General features: G+C 65.0%; 25 protein-coding genes. 7 read left to right on the forward strand and 18 right to left on the reverse strand.

Translation table 11 applies throughout. From position 1 onward, the window contains the following. The first annotated feature begins 37 nt into the window (after positions 1-37). Positions 38-976 (forward strand): LysR substrate-binding domain-containing protein, encoded by a 939-nt coding sequence (locus tag BCR55_RS17845; protein ID WP_065495217.1) that lies wholly within the window; start codon positions 38-40, stop codon positions 974-976. A 142-nt stretch (positions 977-1,118) separates the two neighbouring features. On the opposite strand, the gene BCR55_RS17850 is transcribed toward BCR55_RS17845, so the two are convergent. After that, positions 1,119-1,772 (reverse strand): HD domain-containing protein, encoded by a 654-nt coding sequence (locus tag BCR55_RS17850; protein WP_081336853.1) that lies wholly within the window; start codon positions 1,770-1,772, stop codon positions 1,119-1,121. Between the two features lie 186 nt (positions 1,773-1,958). On the opposite strand from BCR55_RS17850, the gene BCR55_RS17855 reads away from it, so the two are divergent. The 4 genes from BCR55_RS17855 (at position 1,959) to BCR55_RS17870 (ending at position 5,186) form a co-directional block, all read left to right on the forward strand. Next, a complete protein-coding gene (locus BCR55_RS17855; RefSeq protein ID WP_065495220.1) occupies positions 1,959-3,371 on the forward strand; it encodes a PLP-dependent aminotransferase family protein in 1,413 nt (470 codons plus the stop codon). Positions 3,372-3,489: 118 nt separating this feature from the next. Further along, a complete protein-coding gene (locus BCR55_RS17860) occupies positions 3,490-3,915 on the forward strand; it encodes a cupin domain-containing protein (RefSeq protein ID WP_006409898.1) in 426 nt (141 codons plus the stop codon). Between the two features lie 25 nt (positions 3,916-3,940). Further along, positions 3,941-4,396: a carboxymuconolactone decarboxylase family protein gene (locus BCR55_RS17865; RefSeq protein ID WP_065495221.1), complete on the forward strand. Its 456-nt coding sequence runs from the start codon at positions 3,941-3,943 to the stop codon at positions 4,394-4,396. 238 nt (positions 4,397-4,634) lie between these two features. Beyond that, positions 4,635-5,186, forward strand: a complete 552-nt coding sequence (locus BCR55_RS17870; protein WP_065495224.1) for a DUF4863 family protein — start codon at positions 4,635-4,637, stop codon at positions 5,184-5,186. A gap of 199 nt (positions 5,187-5,385) precedes the next feature. Here the strand turns inward: BCR55_RS17870 and BCR55_RS17875 are convergent, their stop codons facing one another. The 3 genes from BCR55_RS17875 to BCR55_RS17885 all read right to left on the reverse strand — a co-directional run bounded on the left by BCR55_RS17875 (position 5,386) and on the right by BCR55_RS17885 (position 8,291). After that, positions 5,386-6,093 carry a nitroreductase gene (locus BCR55_RS17875; protein ID WP_006403938.1) on the reverse strand — a complete coding sequence of 236 codons (708 nt, stop codon included), beginning with the start codon at positions 6,091-6,093 and terminating at the stop codon, positions 5,386-5,388. 97 nt (positions 6,094-6,190) lie between these two features. After that, positions 6,191-7,180: a LysR substrate-binding domain-containing protein gene (locus tag BCR55_RS17880; protein WP_053298754.1), complete on the reverse strand. Its 990-nt coding sequence runs from the start codon at positions 7,178-7,180 to the stop codon at positions 6,191-6,193. 208 nt (positions 7,181-7,388) lie between these two features. Beyond that, a complete protein-coding gene (locus tag BCR55_RS17885) occupies positions 7,389-8,291 on the reverse strand; it encodes a DUF72 domain-containing protein (protein WP_065495226.1) in 903 nt (300 codons plus the stop codon). A gap of 243 nt (positions 8,292-8,534) precedes the next feature. Here BCR55_RS17885 and BCR55_RS17890 point away from each other — a divergent pair, with 243 nt between their 5' ends. After that, on the forward strand, positions 8,535-10,364 hold the full coding sequence (locus BCR55_RS17890) for an ATP-dependent DNA helicase RecQ (protein ID WP_006403942.1): 1,830 nt from the start codon (positions 8,535-8,537) through the stop codon (positions 10,362-10,364). 110 nt (positions 10,365-10,474) lie between these two features. Beyond that, complete coding sequence (locus BCR55_RS17895) at positions 10,475-11,572, forward strand: patatin-like phospholipase family protein (protein WP_065495229.1); 1,098 nt, start codon at positions 10,475-10,477, stop codon at positions 11,570-11,572. Positions 11,573-11,641: 69 nt separating this feature from the next. Here BCR55_RS17895 and BCR55_RS17900 read toward each other — a convergent pair whose 3' ends face one another. From BCR55_RS17900 to BCR55_RS17965, 14 genes are all read right to left on the reverse strand, one after another. Continuing rightward, positions 11,642-11,911, reverse strand: coding sequence for a DUF4148 domain-containing protein (locus tag BCR55_RS17900; RefSeq protein ID WP_065495231.1), 270 nt, complete (start codon positions 11,909-11,911; stop codon positions 11,642-11,644). 119 nt (positions 11,912-12,030) lie between these two features. Next, positions 12,031-13,251 carry an MFS transporter gene (locus BCR55_RS17905; RefSeq protein WP_053298761.1) on the reverse strand — a complete coding sequence of 407 codons (1,221 nt, stop codon included), beginning with the start codon at positions 13,249-13,251 and terminating at the stop codon, positions 12,031-12,033. Next, a complete protein-coding gene (locus BCR55_RS17910; protein WP_006399689.1) occupies positions 13,229-14,548 on the reverse strand; it encodes an MFS transporter in 1,320 nt (439 codons plus the stop codon). Before BCR55_RS17910 ends, BCR55_RS17905 begins: the two co-directional genes overlap by 23 nt. Before the next feature lie 48 nt (positions 14,549-14,596). Then, a complete protein-coding gene (locus BCR55_RS17915; protein WP_006399688.1) occupies positions 14,597-15,490 on the reverse strand; it encodes a phosphate ABC transporter substrate-binding protein in 894 nt (297 codons plus the stop codon). A 44-nt stretch (positions 15,491-15,534) separates the two neighbouring features. Continuing rightward, positions 15,535-17,079 carry an acetolactate synthase large subunit gene (locus tag BCR55_RS17920; RefSeq protein ID WP_006403945.1) on the reverse strand — a complete coding sequence of 515 codons (1,545 nt, stop codon included), beginning with the start codon at positions 17,077-17,079 and terminating at the stop codon, positions 15,535-15,537. Continuing rightward, positions 17,080-17,937 (reverse strand): HpcH/HpaI aldolase/citrate lyase family protein, encoded by an 858-nt coding sequence (locus tag BCR55_RS17925; protein ID WP_065495235.1) that lies wholly within the window; start codon positions 17,935-17,937, stop codon positions 17,080-17,082. A gap of 31 nt (positions 17,938-17,968) precedes the next feature. Continuing rightward, a complete protein-coding gene (locus tag BCR55_RS17930; RefSeq protein WP_006399685.1) occupies positions 17,969-18,817 on the reverse strand; it encodes an amidohydrolase in 849 nt (282 codons plus the stop codon). A 30-nt stretch (positions 18,818-18,847) separates the two neighbouring features. Next, positions 18,848-19,873 (reverse strand): amidohydrolase family protein, encoded by a 1,026-nt coding sequence (locus tag BCR55_RS17935; protein WP_006403948.1) that lies wholly within the window; start codon positions 19,871-19,873, stop codon positions 18,848-18,850. 21 nt (positions 19,874-19,894) lie between these two features. Next, positions 19,895-20,866, reverse strand: a complete 972-nt coding sequence (locus tag BCR55_RS17940) for an ABC transporter substrate-binding protein (protein WP_065495237.1) — start codon at positions 20,864-20,866, stop codon at positions 19,895-19,897. A 132-nt stretch (positions 20,867-20,998) separates the two neighbouring features. Next, positions 20,999-22,015, reverse strand: coding sequence for a LysR substrate-binding domain-containing protein (locus BCR55_RS17945; RefSeq protein ID WP_006403949.1), 1,017 nt, complete (start codon positions 22,013-22,015; stop codon positions 20,999-21,001). Between the two features lie 28 nt (positions 22,016-22,043). Next, positions 22,044-22,664 (reverse strand): carboxymuconolactone decarboxylase, encoded by a 621-nt coding sequence (locus tag BCR55_RS17950; protein ID WP_249278704.1) that lies wholly within the window; start codon positions 22,662-22,664, stop codon positions 22,044-22,046. After that, positions 22,612-24,591 (reverse strand): tripartite tricarboxylate transporter permease, encoded by a 1,980-nt coding sequence (locus BCR55_RS17955; protein ID WP_254661850.1) that lies wholly within the window; start codon positions 24,589-24,591, stop codon positions 22,612-22,614. Before BCR55_RS17955 ends, BCR55_RS17950 begins: the two co-directional genes overlap by 53 nt. Positions 24,592-24,666: 75 nt before the next feature. Beyond that, the gene (locus tag BCR55_RS17960) at positions 24,667-25,521 is read right to left on the reverse strand and encodes an amidohydrolase (protein ID WP_006403952.1); all 855 of its coding nucleotides are present in this window, start codon (positions 25,519-25,521) and stop codon (positions 24,667-24,669) included. A 30-nt stretch (positions 25,522-25,551) separates the two neighbouring features. Then, positions 25,552-26,592, reverse strand: a complete 1,041-nt coding sequence (locus tag BCR55_RS17965) for a tripartite tricarboxylate transporter substrate binding protein (RefSeq protein ID WP_006403953.1) — start codon at positions 26,590-26,592, stop codon at positions 25,552-25,554. Between the last annotated feature and the right edge of the window lie 109 nt (positions 26,593-26,701).

The raw sequence follows: 26,701 nt of genomic DNA on the forward strand, positions 1-26,701 counted from the left end.
GGTCAATTCTCACCCGACAGATGAGCCGTTCTAATCCATGCGCAAACTCCCTCCCCTGAGCGCGCTGCGCGCGTTCGAAGCCGCGGCGCGGCGCGGCGGCTTCAAGGCCGCGGCCGAGGAGCTCAACGTCACGCCGACCGCGATCAGCCACCAGATCCGCCAGCTCGAGGACTGGCTCGGCGTGAAGCTGTTCGAGCGCCGCACGCGCAGCGTGCGCTTGACCGAAGGCGGCACCGCGCTGTTTCCGGCGCTGCGCGACGGGTTCGACAGCTTCGAGCGCGCGATCGAAACGACGCGAAACCTCGACGGCGGCAAGGTGGCGACACTGACCTCGACCGTCGCGTTCACGGCCAAATGTCTCGCCGCGCGCGCGGGCGGTTTCCGCGCCGCGTATCCGGACTGGACGCTGCGGCTCGATGCGACCAACGCGATCGTCGATCTCGACCGGTCCGCCGACGCGTCGATCCGGTACGGTCCCGGCTACTATGCGGGGCTCGTGTCGGAGCTGCTGTTCAAGGATCATTTCGCGCCGGTGTGCCGCCCGCATCTGGCGATCGCGACCGCGCAGGACTTGCAGCGCGCGACGTTGATTCACTTCGACTGGGGCGCGCCCGTTCGCGACGATCCGCGCGCGATCACGTGGGCGCACTGGCTCGACGCGGCGAGGATGTCGGCCATCGATCCGAACGCAGGGCTGCGGTTCAACGACGAGATTCATGCGATGCAGGCGACGCTCGCCGGACAGGGTGTCGGCCTGATCAGCCTGACGCTCGTGGCCGACGAACTCGCCAACGGTACGCTCGTACAGCCGTTCGATCTCGCGCTGGAGAGTTTTCAGTACGACCTCGTCTACAGCCCGCGGTCCGCGAGCCGACACGCGACCGGGATATTGAAAAGCTGGGTGCGCGGGGAATTTGCGGACGCGCATGCGCGGGTGTCGGGTTGCGGCGTGCCGTGCGAGGCCGCGGAGGATTGACGCGGCGCATCGGCGCGCCGCAATGCCCCGATCGGCGGACGTCGAAAGCCGCCCCGCTCATCGTTTGCCAACGGCAGCCGGGCCTGGCGCCGCGTCGCCGCGCGGACCGCCCCGGAAGGCCCCGATGCAAGAGCCTGCGCAGTCAGTGGCAATCGCACACCCAGCGCGAATTCAGCATGACGCTGCACATATTCACCCTGACGAACCGAGGATCCTTGTGTGCAAGAAAGTCGTCGTTGAAGGTGCCGAACGTCGTTTCCGGACGGTGCTTCATCCCGTCGTAGAACGCGTCGATCATCTTGTTCGCAAAATCGGCTTCGCGCGGATACGCGGCGACCACCGCCGCGCGCTGCTCGTCGGTGAACTGCTCGAAGCCGCGTCCGGCCACGTCCATACCCGCGCCGGCCTGCACGAGCGCAATTTCGCCGCGCATGTGCTCCGGAATGCCCGGCGTCGTGTGCAGCGCAACAGCGGTCCACACCTTCTCGATGTCCGCGTCCGAGATGCGATGGCTCCGAAGGAAATCGCGCGCCGCATTGGCGCCGTCCACTTCGAAGCGAAGCCGGCTGTCGCGATAGGCGGACGTCAGCCCGATGTCGTGGAACATTGACGCAACATAGAGCAGTTCGGGATCGAACACGATGTTCCGGCGTTGTCCGAGCAGTGCGCCCCACAGGTATACGCGCGCCGAGTGGTTGAACAGCAATTCGCCCTCGGTGTCGCGGATGAGTTGCGTGACCTCTCGCGCCAGCTGGCTGTCGGGGATCACGGCGTCGATCGATCCATTCGTCTGCACGGTATCTTCCTTCGTCTGTTCGCTCGATTGGATGCGGCCCGCTCGAGCAGGCCGCCGAAGCCGACGGCCGAAGGCGGTCGCCGGATTCGGGCTGCGGCCGATTGGCCGCGTCGATACGACAAAGTACGCTTCCGTCCGGACAGCAAACAGTCCCAAGATCGAAAAATCGAAATGCACCATCGACCCATGACGACGCTCTCCATTGGCCTCGACCGCTCCGGACGCACGTCGCTGTCCGCCCAGATCTACGGCTCGATCCGCGATGCGATCGAGTCCGGCAAGCTCGCTTCGGGCGCACGGTTGCCATCGTGGTCCGATCTGGCCGCGCAGCTCGGCGTGTCGCGCGGCACCGTCCGCGCCGCTTACGAGCGCCTGATCGACGAGCAGTTCGCGATCGGGCTCGGCGCCGCGGGCACGCGCGTCGCCGAGCGTCCCGCGGTGCCGGTCGCGGCCGGCTGGTCGCCGGAGGCGCCGCCCCTTCCCGACCTGTTCGCCGGATTCGGCAACGCACCGCTGCCGTTTCAGATGGGCGTGCCGTCGCAGGCGGCGTTTCCGTTCAAGCTTTGGTCGCGCGTGCAGGCGCGCGCGGCACGGCGCGCATCGGCGGCGCCGGTCGGCTACCCCGACCCGCGCGGCGATCCGGACCTGCGCAGGGAAATCGCCGCCTATCTCGCCGTCGCGCGCGGTCTTCGCTGCAGTCCGTCGCAGGTATTCATCACGGCGGGGTTCTCGGGCGCGCTGGGCCTCGCGATCCGCGGGCTCGGACTGGAAGGCCGACACGCGTGGATCGAAGACCCCGGCTTTCCGCTCACGCGGACGGCGCTCGGTCTGGCCGGCATGACGGTCGCCGCGGTGCCGGTGGACGCGGACGGACTCGATGTAGACGCCGGCATCCGGGATACGAACGACGCGGCGCTGGCCGTCGTCACGCCCGGCCAGCAGGCCCCGCTCGGCGTGACGATGTCGCTGGCGCGGCGGATTGCGCTGCTTGCATGGGCACGACAAAACGACGCGTGGATCGTCGAAGACGACTATCTGAGCGAGCTTCAGTTGACCGGGCGTGCGGCGCCCGCGCTTGCGTCGCTCGATCAGGACGGGCGCGTGCTGCATATCGGCAGCTTCAGCAAGACGCTGAGCCCCGCGCTGCGTCTCGGTTTTCTCGTCGTGCCGCCGGACATCGCGCGGCGCTTCGGCGACGTTGCAGCGTGCCTCGCACCCGCGCCGGCCGCATGCGCGCAGCACGCAGTAACGGAGTTCATCCAGGACGGACACTATCTTCGGCATTTGCGCCGAATGAAGCGGCTGTACGCAGCGCATCGCGAGGCGCTGCTACGCTGTCTGAACGAGCAGCGTTCGACTGCGATCGTGGTTCAGGCGACGGCCGGCATGGCCGTGGTGACGGCGCTGCCGGCCGACGTGTCGGACGTCGATATCGCGATGCGTGCCCGCGCATGCGGGCTGTCCCCGGTCCCGCTGTCGCCGTGGTACATGGGCGCTGCGCGCCAGCAGGGCCTGCTGCTCGGCGTGACGAACCTGAACCACAGCACGCTTGCCGACGACTGTCGCCGCCTGCTCGCGCTGGTTCGCGAGCATCGCTGACGCACCGGCCACGACTGCACTCCGACGGCCGCTTGGTACAAAGAAAATGTTCATTCCTGGTGCTTTTTCGTGTTCCTTTCGCACACGACAATGGGGAACCTCAACGAGCCAGACAACCATGAACATTCGGAACATTCAGTCGATTGCAACTGCCGCATGCGCAGGCATCGCGTTCGGCATCGCGGTGCCTGCCGCGGCGCACGGCACCGGTGAAACCGTCACGCCGAACTTCCGGCACGCGATTCCCAACCTTCCCGGCAAGACCTTGACGGCCGTCGTCGTGGACTACGCGCCGGGCGCAGCATCGCCGGCGCACCGGCATGCGGGCTCCGCTTTCATCTATGCGTACGTGTTGTCCGGCGACATCGAATCGCAGGTCGACGACGGCCCGACACGCGTCTATCACACCGGCGAAAGCTTCTTCGAAGCACCGGGCGCGGTGCATCGCGTCAGCCGCAATGCGAGCACATCGCGGCCGGCCCGGTTGCTCGCGGTATTCGTCGCCGACAGCGACGACACGGTCCTGACCACCCCGGTCAAGTAAATCCCCTTCTTTCAGGAGTTACGTCATGAGCAAGCGTCTCGATTACAACCAGATTGCGCCCGCGGGAGCGAAAGCGCTCGGCGGCGTCTACGGTTATGTGATGCAGAGCGGGCTGTCGCCAGTGCTCGTCGATCTCGTCTATCTGCGCGTGTCGCAGATCAACAACTGCGCGTACTGCCTCGACATGCATACGCGCGACCTGCTGAAGAAGGGCGTGAAGATCGAAAAGCTCGCGCTCGTGCAGGCGTGGCGAGAGGCCGCCAATCTGTTCGACGAGCGTGAGCGTGCGGCACTCGCGTGGGCGGAGTCCGTCACGCTGGTCGCGACGACCGGCGTACCGGACGACGCATTCGAAGCGGCACGTGCGGTATTCAGCGAGCGCGAGCTCGTCGATCTCACGATCGCAGCGAGCCTGATGAACACGTACAACCGGATGGCGATCAGCTTCCGCAACACGCCGCAGGCCGTGCTGGAGCAGTGACGCGCGGGCACCGCGGGTCGGCATCGCGCGGCGAGGATCGACCTCGCGATCCTCGCGCGCGATGCGCACCACTTCCTGCATGCGGCCGCTGCGGACAATGCACGGCATGCACGACGCTTGTGCAAGACTTTCGCTTCATCAACCGGCTTCGACATGGCATCTTCGGATCGCTGAAGCACGCCCGACGCGCGCATGAGCAGCGGCAACGTGCACGGCGATCGAACCAAGGAGAAAGCGAATGTCCGAAGCATCCACTGCACACCCGCGAGATCAGCTGATCGCGCGTTGCCTGCCGTTTCTCGAAGAAGTCAAAGACATGACCGCGGGCACCGAGGCGGAGCAATGGCTCAACGCCAGGTACGGCGTCGAAAGCGCGTTGTACAAGAATCTTGCGCGCCTGATTACGCTCGGCGTCGAACAAGGCTGGGCAGCCGACGTCGAAATCGCCGGCCCGAAGTATCGCCGCGCGCGACTCATGCCGCCCGTCGCCGAAACGTTCTATTTCAGCATCACGGCCGTGCTGATGGACAGTACCGGCAATACGCAACGCAACCCGGAGCACGCATTTCGCGGCGATTATCACGCGCATCCGTATGGCGAGTTCAATCTCGTCGTGCCGCTCGACGACGGCGCGGCGCTCGCGGGCCCGAATGGATGGTGTTACGGCGGCTGGACCGCCCCCGCGCCCGGCAGCCATCACTTTCCGGAGGCCAAAGGCGGTGCGGTGATCGCGCTGTTCTTCTTGCCCGCCGGACGAATCGCGTACGACGTCAAGCCGCCCGCGCACTGAATCGTCGATCGATGCAGGCGTCGCGTGACGCTCGCATCGATCGACCGAAGTCGGCCGATGTGCGCCGACGATCGCGCACTCGCGCGCTCGTCGGCCCGCGCATTGCCCGTCATCGGATCCAATCGAAAAGCCCGAACAGGGTCGCGAACGACCATGTTCGGGCGCGTGGGGTCTTCAACCCGTCGATGGCCGGGCCGCTTCAGAACCCGTGAAACGATGCGAACGCTTCAACGGGCAGCTTCGGCATCTGCGGACGCTTCTTCGCCCACTCCGGATCGCCATAGCCCATTGCCATCGTGCACACCACCAGCTCCTCGGGCGCGAGCGTCAGCTGCTCGCGAATCACCGCGTGATAGCGCGCCAGGAATTCCTGCGTGCACGTGTCCAGCCCGCGCGCCTTGGCCGCGAGCATCACGTTCTGGATGAACATCCCGAGGTCCAGCCAGCTTCCTTTCTCGAGACGACGATCGATCGTGAAGATCAGTGCGACGGGCGCGTCGAAGAACCGGCAGTTGCGCGCCGTATTCGCCGCGCGCGCGGCGGTGTCCTGCGGGCCGATGCCGAGCGAACCGAAGAACACGGCGCCGAACTCGCGTCGACGCGATGCAAACGGTTCGGGCAGCGGCTCCGGCAGGTAACGATACTCGGACGCGTGATCGTCCGGCGAAGTCGCGTGCGCGGTACCGAGCGCATCGACCAGCCGCTCCTTCGCGGGTCCGGCGGCGACGTGAACGCGCCACGGCTGCACGTTCGCGCCGGTCGCCGCGTAGCGCGCGGCGTTGAGAATGCCCTTCACGACGGCCGGATCGACTTCGCGATTCAGATAGAACCGGTTCGCAAACCGGCTCATCATGATCCGTTCGAGTTCGGTCAGTTCGTGTGCGGTTTCAATATCGTCGGTGAACATGGAGTCGCCCTTCGTTGAATGCGTTGTCGCAGGCTACATGAACGATCCACGTCGAAGAAGTGCATTTTTCTTAACAGCGAAATGCATCGCATGCAGTTCACAGTCCCGGTTGCCGGCCGTCCCATGCGGCGTTCGCGGCCGCTACGTCGTGCGCCGCGTCCGCAAGCCTGTCTCGCAGCCACGCGTGGCCCTGATCGTCGGCGTGCCGCTCGTGCCAGATCATCTGCAGCGCACGCGTGGTCGGCTCCCACGGCAGCTCCGCCGCGTGCACGAGGCCCGACAGCGCGAAGAACCGCGCAAGCGATGCCGGCACGATCGCCGCCGTCTGCGTGCCGGCGAGCAGGCTCGGGATCGCGAGGAAGTGAGGCTGCACGATCCTGAACGCCGGCCATTTGCCGATCGATTCGAACGCAGCGACCAGCGCAGCGCGGTCGAACATCTCGGTCCGGCGCGTCAGCCCGCGTTCGGACAGAAAGCCGTCGTCGGAACCGCCGGTCGACACCACCATCAGCGGCAGAGCAGCGAAGTCCCTCAGCCCGATTTCCCGTCCGGCGAGCGGGTGATCGGCGGCGATCACCATCATGTCGCGCTCTTCCAGCAGCACGCGTTGCTGAATACGCGGCGGCACGTTGGAAAACGATCCGAGCGCGATCTCGACCCGGCCGACGTCGATCTGCGTGGTCAGGTCGATCCGGCTCGCGGGCAGCACCGTGACGTTCGCGTGCGGCGCGTCGGTCGCCAGCGCACGAAAGAACGGTGGCAGCAGCACCGCGGTCATGTAGTCGGTCGCCGCGATGCAGAATTGCCGCTGCGTGCTGCCGGGATCGAACTGCTTCGGCCCGATGGCACGCTCGACGATCACGAGCGCATCGCGCACGAGCGGCGCCATCTCGAGCGCGCGCGCCGTCGGCTCCATGCCGGTGGCCGTCCGCACGAACAGGTCGTCGTTGAGAAATGCACGAAGCCGTGACAGCGCGTGGCTGACGGCCGACGGACTCAGATGGATCGCCTCGCTGGCGCGCAGCACGTTGCGCTCGCGCAGGATCGCATCGAACACACGAAGCAAGTTCAGATCGAGATTACTCATTGCTTTACCCCGCTTTGGCGTCAGCGGCCGGTTCGGTGAGCGCTGAACGATTCGTTTTGACCGGATGAAATCCGGGCGGCGGCCGTGCGACGTCCGCGTTCATATAGCACATGGGATCGTTGCAAAGATAGCGGAATGCCGGGAAGTATGAACGGGACCGGGCATCCGGCATCGCGCGCGTCGCCTGCCGGCCCGAGCCTTTCCCCAATCACGGCCGGGCGCCCGCCGCATCGACCATCCGCATCATCGTCCGCGCATTGCGCTGCGCGACATCGCGGTAGCAGTTATTGAACAACACGTGCGTGTGCGCAGCGCGCCCGGCAATCGCCGTGATCGGCCCCGCCAGATCTCGCAGTTCGTCGTCGCTGTACTCGTAGTTGAACCGCTCGGCCACCGTCGCCGAGCCGTTCCAGGTCGCCGCGTTGCGGCCATGCAGCCGCACGATCGCGAGCTCGCGCGACGTCGCCTCCCACACCGAGTGCACGCGCTTCGTCACGCCTTCCGGCGCATCGACGATCACGTGCACGATCCCGTGCGCGCGCTCCATCGCCAGCGTCGACTCGCGATGCTTCTCGTCGAACCAGCTCTCGTGCCGGAATTCGAATGCGGTGAGCAGCGGATGCATGCGCTCGGCGCAGTGCTCGACGTGCGCGCGCGACTTCGGCGCCGCGGTCACCCAGTGCGGAAACTGAAACAGCACGGCGCCGAGCTTGCCTGCGTCGTGCAACGGCCGCAGCGCCTCGAAGAAGCGCGACCACAATTCCTCGACGATCGGCGCCGGCACGTCCTTGTAGTAGAGGTTCTTTTTGCCGGTGCTCGGCAGCTCGGCCTGCAGATCCTTCGGAAAGAATCTCGGCTCCGTCTGATGGCCGGTGAAGAGCCGGAACGCCTTCATGTCGAACACGAAGCCCGGCGGCGTCCGCTCGACCCAGAGCGCACTGTTCGTCGCGCTCGGCATCGCGTAGTACGACGAATCCACCTCGACCACCGGAAACACGCTCGCGTAATACCGCAGCCGCGCCTCCGCGCTCTTGAAGCCGGGCGGGTAAAAAGCGCCGCATTCGATCAGCGTCTTGTCGGCCCAGGAAGCCGTCCCTACGAGTATCGACATACGCGTCTCCGGTTAAGCGACGGTGCGCGGGCGCTCTGCGCGCTTCGTTCCGCGTTCGCTGCCCGCGGCAAGGGTTGCCGCGCAAGCGTACGCAAACCGCCGCGAACAGACAATTCGCGCTGTTCCGCAATCGCGCCGCCGCAAAAATTGCGCCAGCGCGACCGCTGCATAGCCGGCGTGGTGGCGCGCGCTCCTGCGTGCGGCACGCGCCTTGCGACAGCCTTCCCGCCTTCACGGACGGGGATGCAGATGACGCTGGATACACGGCTGCGCGACCTGCGCAGGACGATGCGCGAGCGATTCGGGATTGGCCGCCTGCGCGGCGGACAGGAGGCCATCATCCGCAGCGTGCTTGCACGGCGCGATACGCTGGCCACGATGCCTTCCGGCGCCGGCAAGTCGCTCTGCTATCAGTTGCCGGCCCTGCATCTGAACGGCGTGACGCTCGTCGTTTCGCCGCTGATCTCGCTGATGAAGGATCAGGCCGACAAGCTGCATGCGCTCGGCATCGACTGCTTGCTGCTGAACAGCACCCTCAAGCGCAAGGACGAACAATCGGCGTTGCAGGCGTTGCGCGACGGCCGCACGCGAATCGTCTTCGTGACGCCGGAACGACTCGCGCAGCCCGCGTTCGTCGACGTGCTCGCGGGCGGCACGCGCGTGCCGGTCGAACTCGTCGTCGTCGACGAAGCGCACTGCGTGTCGAAGTGGGGCCATGATTTCCGGCCGGCCTTTCTCGACATCGCGCATGCCGTCGACACGATCGGCGGCCCCCCGGTCCTCGCGCTCACGGCCACCGCGACGCCCGAGGTCGTCGACGACATCGTGCACGCACTGCGGCTGCGCGACCCCACGATCGTGCGTACCGGGACGTACCGGCCTAACCTGCACTACCGCGTCGTACACACCGGCGGCGGGCACGGACGCCGCGAAGCCGCGCGCGCGCTCGAACTCAAGCAGCAGCGCCTGCTCGATCTGATCGGCGAACTGCAGGGCGCGGGCATCGTCTATGTCGCGACCGTGCGCGACGTGCAACGCGTATGGGCGTGGCTGGCGGCGAGCGGCGAAAGCGTCGCGCGCTACCACGGGCGAATGCCGGCCAGGCAACGCCGTGACGAGCAAGACCGCTTCATGAACGGCGACGCGCGCCTGATCGTCGCGACGAACGCGTTCGGCATGGGCATCGACAAGCCGGACGTCCGCTTCGTCATTCACTACCAGATCCCCGGCAATCTGGACGCGTACTACCAGGAAACCGGGCGCGCCGGGCGCGACGGCGAAGCCGCCGATTGCGTGCTGCTGTTCGACCTCAACGATCGCCGCATCCAGCAGTTCTTCCTCGCCGGGAAGTATCCCGATGCCGCACTGGTATCGCAGGTGTTCGATGCAATCGCGGCAGCGACCGGCGACGCGCAGCAGGAGGCCGCATCGCCCTCGGCTGGATCGGCACGTACGCCGCTGTCGGGGAAAGCGCTCGCGGAAAAGCTGACGGACGTTCCGTCCGGCAAGCTCGATGTCGCGCTCGCGATGCTGATCGACGCGCGCATCGTTCAGCGCGACCGCCAGCATCGCTACCGGTTGCGCAAGGGCGCGGCGCCGACGCAACTACGCGACACGATTCCGGCGGCCGCAGAGCAATTCCAGCAGATGCGCGAACGCGATCGCAAGGCATTGCAGCAGATGATCGATTACGCGCAAAGCGGACGCTGCCGCTGGCGACTGATGCTCGAGTACTACGAGGAAGACACGAAGATCGAACGCTGCGGCACTTGCGACAACTGCCTGCATCCGCCGCATGTCGAGCCGCTACCCGAAGTGCATTCGCCGGCCGCGATTGCGCGCCGCCGTGCCGAGCGCGTGGCCGAGCAGACGCGCGGATGGTCCCGTGGAGAGAAAGCGCGCGTCGCGCGATTCGGTGTGGGCGAGGTCGTCATGGCGACCGACGAGCAGGTCGCGATCCTGTTTCCCGATGGCAACGTGCGCACGTTCGTCGCGGATCGCGTGCGACACGTGCGCGATGCCGAGCCGCGCAATCGCAACGTGGGAAGCACATCGGCACGTGAGGACACATAGCGCGCCGGCCGGCGGCACGGCGCTTGCGGCTCGCATGCAGGCGAAGGGCGCGGTCGCGTCGTCTTCGTTGTTCGCGCCGTGCTTGCAAAACGATGGTCAAAGGAACCCCCATGCAGACATCAACCAGCACTGAAGATCATAGGCCACATGTCGCGCTCGCCCTGCAAGGCGGCGGCGCGATCGGCGCGTTTCAGGCAGGCGTGCTCGAGGCGCTCGATACCGCCGGCGTGCACATCGATGCGTGCTGCGGCGCATCGATCGGCGCGATCAACGCGGCGCTGTTCTTTGGCAACGAGCCTGCCTGCAGGATCGAGCGGCTGCGCGCGTTCTGGGACGCGATCTCGGTCCCCGATGGCTTGTCGCATGCGGTATCGGCCGGCTGGCTGCTGCCGTTCATCGACGATTCGACGATGCGGCGCGCGCTCGCCGAAGCGGAGCAAGGCTACGCGATGATGGCCGGGCTGCCGGGCTTTTTCAGCCGCCGACTCGTGGTGCCCGTGCTGCGCGGCAACGGCAACCCGGCCAACGCGAGCGTGTTCGACATGCAGCCGCTGTTGCGCACGCTCGCGGCACTGTGCGATTTCGATCGTCTCAATGCAAGCAGTACGCGCGTGAGCGTGGTTGCTACGCATGTCGCGAGCGGCGACGCGCATTATTTCGACAATCGGGACACGCGTCTCGACGTCACGCGCATCGCTGCATCGAGCGCGCTGCCGCCGTGGTTTTCGGCCGTGAAGATCGACGACGAATGGTACTGGGACGGTTCGCTGTCCGCAGGCCTGCCGCTGAAGCGTATCGTCGAAACGGCGCCGGCGGACCGACCGACGGTCGTGCTGCGCGCGGATCTCTGGAGCGGCGAAGGCGCCGTTCCGGACAACATGACGGATGTCGAGATCCGGCAGAAAAACATTCTGCAGGCCAGCCGGGCGGCGCTGTTCGAGCAGGGATGGCGCGATGTTTCGGAACTGCAGGCGACGCTCGCCCATGCGCTGGAGCGCATCGATGCGCGCGCGATCGCGGACGATCCCCGGCTGGCGCACGCCGCATCGCGGCAGCCGCGTCACGCGCTTCGGATCGTGCCGGTCGACTACCGCAGGACGCAATGCGAGACGCACTTCAAGGACGGCCAGTTCGGCAAGGCGGCGATCGCCGAGCATTGGGAGAATGGGCGGCGCGCGGCGGGGGCCGTGTTGGCGGAGGTGGGTTGACGATGGCAGGAAAGAAGGTGGACGTCGCTCGCCGTCCTGTCGGCTGGAAGCCGTCGATCGCCCGCACCGTCATTTTCCCGACTGCGCCGTACCCTTCGGATCCGGGCCATACGCCGTCGCGACCTTGCGTTGCTCCTCGAGCCTCGCTTCTGCCTGCTGAAGGCTTTCACGGCATTCCCCTGCCGGGCAATCGGCGAGCGGGTTATAGCCGACGCTTTCCAGTTCGGCGAGCTCCGCGCGAACCTGGGCGCGTGTGAGCGCAGCCATGGATTGTGCGAAGCCGATGGCCGGTACGAAGACGGCGATGGCAATGACAGCAGCTTTGATCAACGAGTTCATGGTCCTACCCTTCTAACGAAACGTCAGCCGCGCACGACCGCAGCAACATGGTTAGTATTAGACCTTAAGGGTAATTACCTAGTCCATTGACTTCGTCTGCCGATGGGTTGAGCGTTCGGTTAAGTCGTGCCGCTCCCTCCGTGCAATGTGTCGCGTTCGGCGAGCGGCCGGAAAAACCGGCTCCACGCGATGCTCACAAGAACCGTCGCACATCCGCCGGCGACGACAGAGGCGACCGGACCCAACGCGGTCGCACTCAAGCCCGATTCGAATTCTCCCAGTTGATTGCTCGCGCCAACGAAGAGCGTGTTCACCGCAGCGACGCGTCCGCGCATGCGGTCCGGCGTTTCGAGCTGAATCAGCGTTTGCCGGACGACGACGCTGACCGTGTCGGCCGCGCCCGAGACCGCGAGCAGCGCAAGCGACAGCAAAAACGAGCGCGACAACCCGAAGGCGGCAATGCAGACGCCATACGTCGCGACCGCAACCAGCAGCTTCTTGCCGACCCCATTGCCGATCGCCCGGCGTGACAGCACGAGTCCGACAGCGAGCGCGCCCACGGCGGGCGCCGAGCGCAACAAGCCGAGGCCTTGCGGCCCCACGTGCAGAAGTTCCTTCGCATACACCGGCAGCAATGCGGTGGCGCCACCAAACAGCACGGCGAACAGATCGAGCGAGATGCCGCCCAGCAACAACGGATGGCTCCATACGAAGCGCAAGCCCGCAAGCACCGAGTCGGTCGTTACCGGTTCGCGCGGCGGCGCGACGTAGTCGTAGCGGATCAAGGCATACATCACCGCGCTCGTGCAAAAAAGCGTCGCACAAGTCAGATAAAGCGCGTTGATGCCGGTCGCGAACAGCAGGCCGCCAAGCGCAGGACCCACGATCACGCACACCTGCTGGACCACCGTGCTCAGCGCCATCGCGCGCGCGAGCAGGTTCTGCGGGACGAGCATCGGCAGCAGCGCCTGCTGCCCCGCCATCTGGAATGGCCGGATCGCGCCCAGTAAGAGAGACAGTGCCAGCAGCAGATCGCGTGTAACGACCTGTGTCGTCGTCGCCGCGGCGAGCACGGCGGCAACCACGGCCTGCCCGACGAGACACGCAGCCACGATCCGCCCGCGGTGCAGGCGGTCCGCACAGTGGCCGGCGAGGAACGTGGTGCCTAGGCCCGGAACAAACTGAAACAGGCCCACCAGCCCGAGATACCACGCACTCAGCGTCAGCTCATACATGTGCCAGCTGACGGCAAGCATCAGCATCTGCTGCGCGCTGATGGCGCCCGCTCGCGCAGCGAGGAACTGGGCCAGCAGACGACTAGCGGACGCTTTTGTTCGCATAAGCCTGTGCGCCCCGCCCGTCCTGCGGCTCCTCACATCCGCTTTCCTTGATCTTCGGCGCCCACTTGCGCCGCAGCAGCACCACCGTGCTCGTCGCGCCGAGCAACAGGAACCCGAAAATCGCCGCCATCGGCAACGTGTAACTGTGGCCTACATGCAAGAGCCAGCCCGACAGGCTCGCCGACACCCCGCCCGCGAGGCTGGTCGCCACTTGCTGCAGACCCGTGTTCAGGCCCACCGCCGGCTTGGGAATCAACGTGAGCTTGACCAGCGCAAGATTGTTTGCGGTGACGAGCCCCACCAGCGAAAGTGAAGTGACGTTCCAGAACAGCGCCGACTGCAGCGACGGCGCATATGCGCCGAAAAGCACGGTCGTACCGCCGACGAATCCGGCGACGATGAACGACTTGCGGACCAGTACCGCGTCATGGCCGCGCGCGATCAGCCGATCCGCGGCCCATCCCGCCAACGCAGCCACCAGCGCAATGCCGGCAAAGCTGAAAAACGTATAGAGCCCCGACTGCCGCAGCGAAAGTCCCCGTTGTTCGACGAGATACGCCGGCATCCAGGTCATGCAGTAGAACGCGAAATAGCTGTAGCAGAAATTGGTGATGAGGCCGCCCCAGACCACCGGGCTCGCCAGCAGGTTGCCGAGTGGCACCGATGCCGCCCGACGCTTTGCCGCCGCCAGTTCTGCTCGCGACGGGAAGTCGTTGGGCAGCAGCATCTGCCACGGCAGCAGCCATACCAGTCCCGCGAGCCCCGTGATCACGAACATCGCATTCCAGGAACTGGCCGCAATCAGCCACGCGGCGAGCGGCGCGCCGAGCGCCGGTCCCATCTTGCCGCCGATCGAATAGATGCCGAGCGCCGTGCCCTTGCGGGTCTCGTCGAAATGGTCCGCCAGATACCGATAGGTGGCGGGCACGACCACGGCTTCCGCTGCGCCGATCACGAGACGCACGAGGATCAATGCGGATAGCGTGGTGACGAGGCCAGTGGCCGCGGCCGCAAGACACCACAGCAAGAAGCACACGGAGTAAGGCCATTTCACGCCGTAGCGGTCGACGAGCCAGCCCATCGGCATCTGCAGTAGGCCGTACGACCAGAACATGGCGGAACCGAGCCAGCCGCGCTCGACGTTCGTCAGCGCGAAGTGCGCGACGAACCGATGATCCGCGAGCGCCGCCGACATGCTCGTGCGGTCGACGAACGAAATCATCAGCCCCAGCGCGAGCAGCAGCAGAACGGTCCACCGGCGCTCAGGCCGCACTGCTTCCTTTCCCATGATCTGCACGGGTCGGTCTCCGGTTTTTGGTGTTCTATCGCGCTACGCTGCCTGCCATTACCCGAGATTCGCGGTCACGTCATCGAACAACTCGTCCACCGACAGGCGCCGCGGCAGAATCTTCTGGTCGAGCGCCCACTCGATCGCGAGTTCGATGCCTTTACGGTTCGCTTCCAGCCCGATCGGCGGGAACACCGCCGGCACGCCTTCGGCCAGCGAGCGGCTTTCCACGATCATCCGATAGATCTCGCGCACGATGTCGGGTCGCTCCTTCGATACACGCTCGTGTACCACGAACATGTGATTGATCGGCACCACCTGTTCGCGCGCGAACCAGTCCTTCGCGGCCCGCTGCGCATCCGGCACCAACGTGCGCACGCGCTCGTCCTTCGGCATATCCTCGCCGAGCAGCGCAGCAGCCAGTTCGCCGCGAAGCATCATCTCGGGAATCGACGAGCCCTTCGGCAGCCGCTGACAGTTCGGCGGATCGTTGTACTCGGCCAGATGCCCGTCGTTCAGCGTCATCCATGTGACCTTGTCCAGATCCACGCCGTACTCGTGGCGCAGGATGCCGCGGATCCACAGCGCGGTGGTCTGCGTGTACGTGCGCACGCCCACCTTCTTGCCCTCGATGTCCTTCGGGTCGAGATGGCCGAAGTCGATGTTGTAGCCCGCGCAGTGATGCTGGAAACGACCCGAGATCGGCGTCGGCAGCAGCACGTACGGCTTGCCGTACGCCTTCGCCTGCAGGAACGTGACGATCGCGAGCTCGCCCGCGTCGAATGCGCTCTCGCGCACCATCGCCTTGAAGCCGTTGTGCGCGGGCGTCGGTCCGCAGAAGTCGAGCGTCACGAGGTCGGACTTCACGCGACCGTCGCGCATCGCTTTTGTGACCGCATATTCGGACAGATTGGTGCGCAAGGTCGGCACCCCGGTCAGTGTCGTGGTCATTGCTCTCTCTCCATACTCGGTGGTCTTCATCCTTTTATCGTCGGCTATAACCGAACCTCGATCAGGCGTGGTCCAGGCTCGCGCGTCGCATCGACGAGCGCCTGATAGAAGGCCTGCGCCGTGTCCACGCCGACGCCGGGCACGCCCATGCTTTTCGCCATCGCGAGCCAGTCGATGCGCGGACGGTCGATGTCGATCATCGAGAGCGCGCGCTCGCCCGGCGTTCCTGCGCCCATGTTCGCGTACTCGGCCTTCAGGATCGCGTAGCTGTTGTTCGCGAAAATGATCGTCGTGACGTTCAGGTTCTCGCGCGCCTGCGTCCACAGCGACTGGATCGTGTACATTGCGCTGCCGTCGCCGACCATGCATATCACGCGCCGCTCCGGACAGGCCAGCGCTGCGCCGGTGGCCACCGGCGTCGCGTAGCCGATCGAGCCGCCCATGTTGTTGATCAGGTCGTGCGGCGCCGCGCCCATCGTGTGGCCCATCGTCTCGCGGCCGGTGGTCAGCGATTCGTCGACGACGATCGCGTTTTCCGGCAGTGCTGCCGAGAGCGCGTGTGCAATGCTCAGCGGCGTCAATGCGCCTTCGGGCACCGGTGTTTGCACGCGCGCCTGCAGCACCGGCCGGACGCTTCTCGCATTCAGCGCATCCAGCAGCATCTCGAATGCGAGTGCGCTGTCTTCGTCGGCTTCCACCAGCGTGTGCACGAGCGTGCCTTCGGCCTTCAACAAGCTCGGTTTGTCCGGGTATGCGAAGAACGCGACCGGCTCCTGGGTCTCGACCGTGACGATGTGCCTGAAATCCTTCAGGAACGCCTGTGCGAGCGGCACCGCATACGGGATTCGCTCGATCGGCACGCGCCCCGCCCCGCGCTCGATGCGCGCGGTGAAGAACTGCGAGCCGAGCCGCGCACCGGTTGCCGCTGCGACCTTGCCGGCACGTTCGAGCGCCGCACCGCGCGTCGCGCGATTGCCGAGAATGATCAACGTCGGCTCGCCCGAGCGCAGCACCTTCGCGACGTGCTCGATACGGGCCGGATTCGGCGCCTTGCGCGCCGCCACCGTGCGCGGCGGCGTAAGCGCGGCAGTTGCCTGATGCCACGACGTATCGCCTGGCAGGATCAACGTCGCGATCTTGCCGGGATGCTCCGAAGCCTTCGCAACGGCGGTCGCCGTATCCCACGCGATCGTGTCCGCCGAATCGGCGCGGCGTATCCAGTGGCTGAGCGGCCGCGCCAGTCCTTCGATATCCGAGGTGAGCGGCGGATTGTATTTGAGGTGCGAAGTCGAATGCTCGCCGATGATGTTGACCATCCCCGACGATGCCCGCTTCGCATTGTGGATGTTCGCGAGGCCGTTCGCGAGGCCGGGCCCCAGATGCAGCAGCGTCGACGCGGGCGTATCCTTCATCCGGTACCAGCCGTCGGCCGCACCGGTCGCGACACCTTCGAACAGGCACAGCACGCTGCGCATTTTCGGGTTCTCGAGCGCCGCCAGAAAATGCATCTCCGACGTGCCCGGGTTTGCGAAGCAGATATCGACGCCTTGATCCACCAACGTCGCGACGAGACTTTGCGCGCCGTTCATTTAGTAGCCCGCCGCCTCACGCGCCATCCCGACCACGCCGTAGCTGCGCATCGGCGCGGACAGCAGCAGGCCGTATCCCTCCTCGAGCACGCGCTTGTGGTTCTTTGCCGAAACGTGCGGATGCGCGACTACGACGTCATGACGCTTGCACGTATCGACAATTCGGCGCATCGCATCGACCACGACCGGGTTGTCGTAGTCGCGCGGACAGCCGAGCTCCTGACTCAGATCGCCCTCGCCGATCATGATGAAGCCGATCCCCGGTACGTTCGTCAGGATGTCGTCGAGGTTCTCGATTGCCTCGGTGCTCTCGCACATCAGGCCCACGAGAATTTCTCCTTCCGGTGCAAGCGGCCATACGTCGGCCTTTTTGTAGTACTCGGCTATCGTCAGGCCCCAGTAGCGCGATGCATTCGCCGGGCCGTCGCCGCGCACGCCTTTCGGCTCGTACAGCGAGGCATTCTTGGGCCGCGCGTAGCGGCACGACGCGACCGCGTTGTAGGCCTGTTCGACGGTCGAGACGTGCGGCCAGATCACACCGTACACGCCGCGATCGAGCACCTGCTTGGCGAACGCCTGGTTCATCTCGGCACCGTTCGCCGGGATACGCGCGAGCGGCGTAACGCTCGGTGCAATCGAACCGGAGGACGCGATCGCCTTGCGGTTCAGCAGGTACTGCAGCGCATCGCCCAGCGCGGTGACGTCGTACGGATTGTGCTCCATCTCGAAGACGAGACCGTCGTACGGCGATTCGCTCATGTCGATCGCGGTCTGCCGGTCGAGTTTCGAAAACGCCGCAAACGCGGGCTTGCCCGATTCGAACGCGCGGATCAGGCCATTCAGGCGGGTTTGGCTCATTGGGTGTCTCCGTGGTGAGTCATGTGCGTTCTTATGCCAACGCCGGATACAACTTCAGCGCGGTCTTGCCGAAAATCCACTCGCGATCCGTTTCGCTGAGACACTGCAGTCCGTCCTGAGCGGTCGCCAGGATTTCGGTGAGCGTGCCCGGCGAAGTCGGGAAGTTCGAACCCCACGCAAGGCGCGCAGCGCCGAACGCTTCGACCACGCGCGGAAAAAACGTCTCGGCGCTTGCCTTTTCCTTCTTCACATCGCCGAAAATGCGCGGCGTGAGCTTCAGGTAGACGTTCGGCAGATCCGCCATCGCGAACAGGCTCGCAGCATTCGCGTACGGCGGCCCGTCGAGGACGTCCGGCCGTGCGAGGTGGTCGAGGACGATGTTCACGCGCGGGAACTTCTGCGCCAGCATCCGAACCTGCGGCAGGCCGATCGGCCCGGTCTGGATGCACATCGGCAGCTTCAGCTCCGCGAGAATCTCCCACGCGCGAAACGACTTCGGATTCTCCAGCTCGCTCGGATCGAAGTCCTTCGTCGAGCCGCCGGTGAAGATGCGCAGCCCCGCCAGACCGCTGCCGACCCACTTTTCGATGACCGATGCAACGTCGTCCGCCAGCATGTCGACCGAGCCGACGGCAACGAGCCGATCCGGAAAGCGCGCACAACTGTCGACCACGTAGCTGTTGTCGAAGCCATACGTCGTCGACGAATGCACGACGGCCGCCTTCGCGACACCGGCTTCGTCCATGGCGCTGATCAACGCTTCAACGGTGTTCGGCCGTTCCTGCGACCATTCCGAGCGCTTGCCGAACAGCGGCGCCGGTGGGTAGCGCTTCTCGTCGTCCGAGATAATGTGCGGATGAATATCTACGATTGATGTCATGGCGTTTCTGTTCCTGTGCCTGCCGTTTGCCTACAGTCCGCGTGCCTTCAGCCGCGCATCGAGTCGCGGGTACACGCGCCGTGCGTTGCCTTCGTAGATCTTGAAGCGGTCCTCGTCGCTCAACGACGGGATTGCGTCGATGTAGCGCTTCGTGTCGTCGAAGAAATGCCCCGTGCACGGATCCTTGCCGCGCACGGCGCCGATCATCTCCGAGCCGAACAGCACGTTGTCCGATGGAATCACCTTCGTCAGCAACTCGACGCCCGGCTGGTGATACACGCACGAATCGAAGAACACGTTCTCCAGCAGCCCTTCGAGCGGCCGCTCGCGCATCTCCAGCGACATCCCGCGATAACGGCCCCAGTGGTACGGCACGGCACCGCCGCCGTGCGGGATCACCAGACGCAGCGTCGGGAAGTCCTTGAACAAGTCCGACTGCAGGATCTGCATGAACACCGAGGTATCGGCGTTCAGGTAATGCGCGCCGGTGCCGTGAAAGCACGGGTTGCACGAAGCGGCGACGTGAATCATCGCGGGCACGTCGAGGTCGACGAGCGCTTCGTAGACCGGATACCACGCGCGGTCCGTCATCGGCTTGCCGGTCCAGTAACCGCCGCTCGGGTCCGGATTCAGGTTGCAGCCGACGAAGCCGAGCTGCTCGACGCAGCGGCGCAGTTCCGGAACGACGTTCTTCGGCGGCGCGAGCGGCGACTGCGGCAGCTGGCACACGGGTACGAAATTGTCCGGAAAGAGCTCGCTCACGCGGTAGACGAGATCGTTGGAAATCTCCGCCCATTCCAGGCTCGTGCGTTCGTTGCCGAGGTGATGGCTCATCAGGCCGGCGATCGGCGAGAACAGCGTGATGTCATAGCCGCGCTCCTTCTGCAGCTTCAGCTGTCCGTTGCCGATCGCTTCGCGGATCTGGTCGTCGCTGACGTACGCACCGTCGCGCGACGGTGCATTGGCCGGATCGTTCGCGGCCGCAACCTGCTTCGCGCGCCATTCGCGAAACGACGCGGGGACGGTCGTGAAGTGACCGTGGCAATCGATGATCATGGTGGTCGTCTCCGGGATGCGTTACGCCTGCGGGTCGACGAAGAGTTCGTCAATCGACATGCGCCGCGGCGTCAGGCCCTGCTTGAACGCCGTCGCTTCAAGCGCTTCGATGGTCTTGCGGTTCGCGTCGATGCCGAACGGCAACGGATCGTGCCCGACGATCTTTCGCAGCGCCAGGTACTTGGTGCTGTTCTTGTCGCTGAGCTCCCCCGCATCGAGTTTCGCGAGCCAGTCCTTCTTTGCCTTGTCGAATGCGGCGTATAGCGACTTCGCGACCCAAGGATGCTCGGCGAGCACCGAATCCTTCACGACGATCGTGCCGTGCATCGGATAAACGCCAGTGCGCGCGTAGTATTCCGCTTCGAGTTCTTCCGCATTCGGCAGCAGATCCGGGTAATGGGCTTCGACCTCCTTCCAGCCACCGTTCGGATTGCCCGTGCGGCCAATGCCGGCGTTGCCGTGCAGGCCAGCGACCAGTTCGCCGTTCGCCATCATCTCCGCAAGCGAACTGCCGGCCGGCGCGTGGATCACGTTCGGCGGCAGCTTCAGTTGCGTGACATGTTCCTCGTCGTCGACCACCCACGTCACCTTCGACGGATCGAGACCGAATTCGTCCATGAACACCTGGCGCGTCCAGGCGCCCGTCGTGACCGAGTAGGCGCGCACGCCGACCTTCTTTCCTTCCAGATCCTTCGGCATCCTGATGCCTGCATCGGGGCGTACCAGCATGCCCGCGTGGTGGAAGCGTCGCACGACGAAAATCGGCAGCGCGACGAATGGCGCGCCGTACGCCCGGGCGATCACATAGGTCGTCGGCGCCAGTTCACACACGTCGAATTCGAGGTCGCGAACCATGCGACGGAATGCGCCGATCTGCGGCTTCACCGTGATGAACTCCGCTTCCACGCCTTCGATCGGAATCGAACCGTCGCGGATCGCGGCGGTATGCGGATACTCGGCGATGGCGAGCTTCAGGTGTACTTTGCTGCTCAATTTAGTCTCCTTGAAACCAGGGCAATCGGATCGCCGAACCAGCGGCGTTGGTGTGGCTATTCGTGCGATCTCGTTGCAGTCAATGATGTTCGCCGGCCGGTTTTGCGTCTATTGAATTAAGCTGCGCGGGACTTAACGATCCGGTAAAGGCGGCGCGGCTACCGCGTTTGCGCGTCCCGCATTGCCGGGCGATGCGGCGCGCAACGTCGGCTGCTCACGCGCGCGAAGGCCCAGCGCGGCCTCCTCGAGACACGAAACCATCAACCTCGCGCTCGGCGTCAAGCCCCGGTTGCGGTTCCACAGCATGCCGGCCGGCCGAAGCAGCCGAGGCAGGCTCAGCGGCAGCGTATGGAGCGGCTGGACGGTGTCGCCGCCCGGCGTGCCGGCCATTACTGCGATGAAATCGGAAATCTGGAGTTGCGCGCGCATCACGTGGATCGACAGCGTTTCGATGTAGTTGTTGGTCAACGGCACATCGTGCGCTTCGAGCGCGCGTTCCAGCGGGTCGCGCAAAATCGAGCCTGGCGGCGGCAGGATCCACGGGTAGGGCCGCAAGTCGGCCCAATCGAGCGTCTTTCTGCGTGCAAGCGGATGTTGGCGGCCCGTCATCAGCACCACTGGCTCCTCGAGCAGCTCCTTCTCCTCGAAGCTGCCGAGCGTATCCGGCGCCGGCAGGCGGCCGACGACGAGGTCCAGGTGGCCCTGCCACAATTCGGGCAGCAGCGACGCGGTCGTGCCTTCCGTCACCATCGCGTTGGTGCCCGGCGAGCGCTGCTTGAGCAGTCTTAGCGCCTCCGGCAGCAGCACTGATGCAGAAGCCGGGAGCATGCCGATATGTACCTTCCCTTCAGTGCCCGAGCGCAGCGCTTTCAGTTCGTCGCGCGTCTGATGCAGGATCGCGAGCATTTCTCGCGCGTGACGAATCAGGCACTCGCCGTAAGGCGTCGGCGCGACGCCTTGGGCGGTACGCTGAAAAAGCGTAAGGCCGAGGCCGCGCTCCAGCTCCGCCAGCGATTTCGAAACCGCCGGCACCGTCACGTGCGTGACGTCGGCCACCTGGGTCAGATTGCGGTAGGTGTCGATCGTCACCAGCAGGCGCAGGTGCCGCGCCTTCAGATTGATCTGCAGGTACCAGTCGAGCGCTGACACGTCGTCTACCTCCGCGGCTTTTTGTCGTTCATGCTTTGGGCTCGAGTGCGTGAAACGTCATGCCGAGCGAAATCGACGTGAAATAGCCGATCGTGACCAGCAGTTCGGCGATCACCGCACGCCCGAGCCCCGCGTCGTAACGGGCAAAGCGAGCATCGTCGATCGCGGCGCCCGCGAGAAGGTCGTGCACGGCCTCGCTCACGAGCGCGAGCCGATCGTCGCCGAGTCCGGTTACATCGGTCCTGCGCCTGTCGAGAATCGCATCGACGAGCGCCTGCGGCACCCCTGCCTTCAGCGCATGCCGACGGTGATTCGCGATCACATACGGCGCATTCCAGAACACCGCTGTCGAAAGAATCGCCACTTCCGTTTCCGCCTCGCTCAGCACAGGCGAGCGGTCGACGTGGGTACCGATGATTTCCATGCCTTCGGCCAGACGCGGGTTGTGCAGCCAGATGTGGAACGGTGTGGGAATTCGCCCGCGCCCTTCACCGAGTCTCGCGATCACCTTCTTCTGATCGTCGGTCGCACGTTCCGGGTCGATACGTTGAAGTCGGTTGTCCGTCATGCGTCTATCCTTCGTGAAAATTGCGTCCTCAAAGGAGGCTGCTCGGCCATGGAATGTGAATGATCTTCTCGAAGACGCCATAGATCAGCGCCGTCACGCAGGCTGCAACGATCAGGCTGAGCCGCCACGGCTCGCGTCCCTCGATGCGCATGAACGCGACGATGATGACCGGCACGGTCGGAACGAGACCGATCACCGACATGCATAAAAGAAACAGCACGAACCAGCCGAGAAACTTCGCGGCACGCAGCAACTCGGTGCCGGGAGGCAGCTTGTCTGCGTGATCGCTAGGCACGTCCATGTGAATACCGCCCCCGACACCGGCGGCGCCGGCGTGAGCGGGTATCACGAATATCTTGTAAAAAAGACTCAACGTTGCCGCGATCACGAGAATGCTGGCGATGACCGTCGGCCCGATGCGGGCCATTAGCACCCAGCCTTGTGCACTGGCCACGACGTACGCGCCGACGCCGATAAAAAACACGTACATCAGGTCTTCCGGTTTCGCGACGATCCTGGCGCCCGGGCGCAGCCGGGCGTGTGCGCCGCTGCGCAACGCAGTGAACAACGGCTTGAAGAACACGAGCGCCGCAAGCGTGAGCAAAACCATCACGACCGGATGCGTCAACCAGCTCGCTCCGTAGCGCACATAGGAGATGGACATATAGCGTTCCATCAGCACGCCCAGCACGAGACCGAGAATGACCGGCGGGCGCGCCCATCTGAGACGCTTCATCGTCCAGCCGAGCACACCCGCAATCAGCAGCACGAACAGGTCGCCCCAGCTGCGCGAACCCTGGAATGCGCCGACGTAGATGATCGGCATGATGATCGGCAGGATCAGCGTGTAGCGCAGCGTCGAAACCTTGGCGAATTGCCCGCTCAGCAGGAAGCACAGGCCCGCGCCGAAAATATTGGCCAGCGCGATCGACCAGACCATCGAATAGGTGAAGTCGAGATGTTTCGTCAACATGTCCGGCCCGGGGATGAACCCGTGCACCATCATCGCGCCGAGCAGAATCGCCTGTGCTGCACCGCCGGGCACGCCGAACGACAGCATCGGTACGAGGCTCCCGCCTTCGCGCGCGTTGTTGGCGGCCTCCGGCGCGATCACGCCGCGGACGTCGCCGGTGCTGAAGGTTTCGCGCGCGCCCTTCGACGTCTGCAATGCATGCCCGTACGCGATCCAGTCCGTCACCGCACCGGTAATGCCCGGCACCGCACCGAGGACCGCGCCAAGGCCCCCGCAGCGCACGATCAGAAACCAGTTGCGAAATCCGTCGACGACGCCCTGGCGCATACCGCTGCGCGAACTGAACTGCACGTTCTGCGCGATTGCCGTGCGCCGTATCGCCAGCTCGCACAGTTCGGGCAGCGCGAAGACGCCGAGAATGATCGGCACGAGCGGAATGCCATCCTGCAGATAAAGGATGTTGCCGGTCCAGCGCATCTGCCCCGTTGCGACGTTGGTCCCGATCATGCCCACGAGAATGCCGAAGCATGCGGCGACCACACCCCTCAGCGGGGCATTGCCCGACAGTGCAGAGACCATCGACACGCCGAAGATCGTCAGCGCAAGCATTTCGGGCGTGCCGATCGACAGCACGAACGGCCGCACCAGCGGCAGGGAGATCGCGAGAATCAGCGCACCGATGAGGCCGCCGAGCAAGGACGACGTGTAGCACGCGCTCAAGGCGCGTGCCGCTTCGCCGCGCTTTGTCATCGGCAGGCCGTCGAGCACGGTCGCCTGCGAAGCGGCATGGCCTGGCACGCCGAACAGCACGGCAGGGATCACGTCGGATGTCGTAATGACCGACGCCATGCCGAGCAGCATCGCAAAGGCCGCATACGGGTCCATCGTGTAGGTGAACGGCACCAGCAACGCGAAGCCGGTCAACCCGCCGATGCCCGGCAGCAGTCCGATCGACAGCCCGACCACCACCCCCAGCACGAGGAAGATCAGGCGATTGAATTGCAGGAGCGTCGTCAGCGCATGGCCTGCCGCCATCAGCGTTGCTTCGTTGAAAAATTCCATGCGTGATCCTGATGAGAGGGCGAACCGCTGGGTCCACCTGTGCCGGTTTCAGTCGGCAAGCGACGGGTAGAGAATCTTGGCCGTGCGGCCCCAGACCCATGCGCGTTGATCGTCGGTAAGACTCGCGAAGCACGCATGCCCCTGATCGATCAGCTTCTTCAAAGGCCCTGCCGATGCCGGATAGTTCGAACCGAATGCCAGGTGATCCGCGCCAAATATCTTCACGAGATGCGGGAAAAAGGCATCGGCGCCGCCGGGCGCTGCTTGTGCCAGATCGAAGGTACGCGGCGTGATCTTCATGTACACGTTGTCGTATTTCGCAAGGTCGAACAGACCAGCGCAGCGCGCATACGGCGGCCCCTCCTCGATATCGGGCCGCGCGCAGTGATCCAGCGCGATCCTGACTGCCGGAAAGCGCCGCGCGAGCTCGGCCACCATCGAAAGACCGTCCGGCGTGGTCTGCACCGCCATCGTCATGCCAAGCTCCGCGCAGCGCTCCCAAATCGGGAACGTCGCCGGGTCGACAAGCCAGCTGCCGTCGCTCTGGTGCGTCGCGCCGCCGGTGAAGAGACGGATGCCGCCCATGCCGTGCGCGAGCCAGTAGTCGAAGGTCTTCAATGCATCCGGCGCGAGCAGGTCGAACGAGTACACGCCGGTGAACCGCCTCGGGTCGCGTGCAACACTGTCGGCGACGTATGCGTTGTTGTGGCCGTAGGTCGTCGACGAATGCACGATGGCGGCCTTGGCGACGCCCGCCTCGTCCATCTCGGCAACGAGTTGCTCGAACGTGATCGGACGCGTGGCCGACCATGTCGAGCGATGTCCGTGCTGCGGCGCGATCGGGTAGCGTGCGGTATCCGTCGAAATGATGTGCGGATGAATGTCGATAATTTCGGGGGTCATGGACTATCCAGCGTCGAGTTGATTAAGCGTTCAGGGCGAACTGAAGATGAGCTTGCGTGCCGCATCGATCTGCGCTCGTGGCGTCGCATAGAGCTTGCCGACAATCTGTTCCACCGCGTTCCCGTCGATCGGATCGGGCGGGAAGCCCGAGTTTTTCATCGCCGCGATGAACGCGGGATCGGCGATCGTTTTGGCGAACGCCTCGCGCAGCGCATTCAGGCGATCCGCGGGCACGCCCTTCGGCACCGCAATCGGGCGCCCGGCATCGAACGGCAGCAAAAACAGATTGAAGAGCGCCTTCACGTCGGGGTCGGTGATGTACGCGCTCAGGTTCGGCGCGTCGGCGAACGGCGCCGGGCTGGTCCAGCCAAGATGCAACAGCACCTTCATCTTGCCGCTGGCGAGCATGCGCACCGGCTCGCCTTGCTGCAGCCCGTCGATCGTGGACGCCCAGCCGTCCACTTCGCCCCGCTGCATCGCCAGATAGACTTCGCCGCGTCCCGTGTATCCCGGCACGATGCTCATCTTTGCGCCCAGATACTCGTCGAGCAGCGCGGGCAGCGTGCGGTCTTCGTTTGCGAAGCCCGTGGCGCCGATGTACATCTTTTTCTTCGTGAGGTCGGCTGCGCTCGTCACGCCGGAGCGCGTCATGGACACGATGCAGTAGTCGACCTTGTTCAGGCTGCCGAGCCAGCGCACCTCGCGCGGGTCGAAGCGGTTCTGGCGCGGATCGAGCAACGGGATGTAGAGATTATTGCGCTGCAGAAAACCGATAACCGTGCCGTCGTCCGGCTGCCTCGACTGCAGCGATGCCGCCGCCACCATGCCGCCCGCGCCCACGACGTTCATGACCACGGCATGCGGCTTGCCGGGCAGGTAGTTCACAAAGAAGCGCGCGAACTGACGCGCGATGATGTCGGTGGGGGTTCCCGCGTCCGCGCTGACGACGAGCGTCACCGTCTTGCCATGATAGAAGCGCTCGACCGACTGACCGTAAGCCTGCGTGGCGAGCGCCATGGCGGCCATGCCGATCAATGCCGCGCAAGCGCGAATGGCGCTCCAGTACTTCATGGTCGTCGTGTCTCCAATTAATGACTGCTCACCCGGATTCTGGCCAGCGTGCGAACGGTCATCAATTGAGAAAAATGGCGGCGGGCTTGAGCAAACGGTTAAGCGCCCG

Origin of the sequence: Burkholderia sp. CCA53, from assembly GCF_001685525.1 — a bacterium.
Classification (GTDB): Bacteria; Pseudomonadota; Gammaproteobacteria; order Burkholderiales; family Burkholderiaceae; genus Burkholderia; species Burkholderia multivorans.

Bases quoted from the DNA above. Each gene is read 5' to 3' on its own strand.
- BCR55_RS17845 (WP_065495217.1), top strand. From the start codon at position 38: ATGCGCAAACTCCCTCCCCTGAGCGCGCTGCGCGCGTTCGAAGCCGCG.
- BCR55_RS17855 (WP_065495220.1), top strand. From the start codon at position 1,959: ATGACGACGCTCTCCATTGGCCTCGACCGCTCCGGACGCACGTCGCTG.
- BCR55_RS17860 (WP_006409898.1), top strand. From the start codon at position 3,490: ATGAACATTCGGAACATTCAGTCGATTGCAACTGCCGCATGCGCAGGC.
- BCR55_RS17865 (WP_065495221.1), top strand. From the start codon at position 3,941: ATGAGCAAGCGTCTCGATTACAACCAGATTGCGCCCGCGGGAGCGAAA.
- BCR55_RS17870 (WP_065495224.1), top strand. From the start codon at position 4,635: ATGTCCGAAGCATCCACTGCACACCCGCGAGATCAGCTGATCGCGCGT.
- BCR55_RS17875 (WP_006403938.1), bottom strand. From the start codon at position 6,093: ATGTTCACCGACGATATTGAAACCGCACACGAACTGACCGAACTCGAA.
- BCR55_RS17880 (WP_053298754.1), bottom strand. From the start codon at position 7,180: ATGAGTAATCTCGATCTGAACTTGCTTCGTGTGTTCGATGCGATCCTG.
- BCR55_RS17885 (WP_065495226.1), bottom strand. From the start codon at position 8,291: ATGTCGATACTCGTAGGGACGGCTTCCTGGGCCGACAAGACGCTGATC.
- BCR55_RS17890 (WP_006403942.1), top strand. From the start codon at position 8,535: ATGCAGATGACGCTGGATACACGGCTGCGCGACCTGCGCAGGACGATG.
- BCR55_RS17895 (WP_065495229.1), top strand. From the start codon at position 10,475: ATGCAGACATCAACCAGCACTGAAGATCATAGGCCACATGTCGCGCTC.
- BCR55_RS17900 (WP_065495231.1), bottom strand. From the start codon at position 11,911: ATGAACTCGTTGATCAAAGCTGCTGTCATTGCCATCGCCGTCTTCGTA.
- BCR55_RS17905 (WP_053298761.1), bottom strand. From the start codon at position 13,251: ATGCGAACAAAAGCGTCCGCTAGTCGTCTGCTGGCCCAGTTCCTCGCT.
- BCR55_RS17915 (WP_006399688.1), bottom strand. From the start codon at position 15,490: ATGACCACGACACTGACCGGGGTGCCGACCTTGCGCACCAATCTGTCC.
- BCR55_RS17920 (WP_006403945.1), bottom strand. From the start codon at position 17,079: ATGAACGGCGCGCAAAGTCTCGTCGCGACGTTGGTGGATCAAGGCGTC.
- BCR55_RS17925 (WP_065495235.1), bottom strand. From the start codon at position 17,937: ATGAGCCAAACCCGCCTGAATGGCCTGATCCGCGCGTTCGAATCGGGC.
- BCR55_RS17930 (WP_006399685.1), bottom strand. From the start codon at position 18,817: ATGACATCAATCGTAGATATTCATCCGCACATTATCTCGGACGACGAG.
- BCR55_RS17935 (WP_006403948.1), bottom strand. From the start codon at position 19,873: ATGATCATCGATTGCCACGGTCACTTCACGACCGTCCCCGCGTCGTTT.
- BCR55_RS17950 (WP_249278704.1), bottom strand. From the start codon at position 22,664: ATGGCGTCTTCGAGAAGATCATTCACATTCCATGGCCGAGCAGCCTCC.
- BCR55_RS17955 (WP_254661850.1), bottom strand. From the start codon at position 24,591: ATGGCGGCAGGCCATGCGCTGACGACGCTCCTGCAATTCAATCGCCTG.
- BCR55_RS17960 (WP_006403952.1), bottom strand. From the start codon at position 25,521: ATGACCCCCGAAATTATCGACATTCATCCGCACATCATTTCGACGGAT.
- BCR55_RS17965 (WP_006403953.1), bottom strand. From the start codon at position 26,592: ATGAAGTACTGGAGCGCCATTCGCGCTTGCGCGGCATTGATCGGCATG.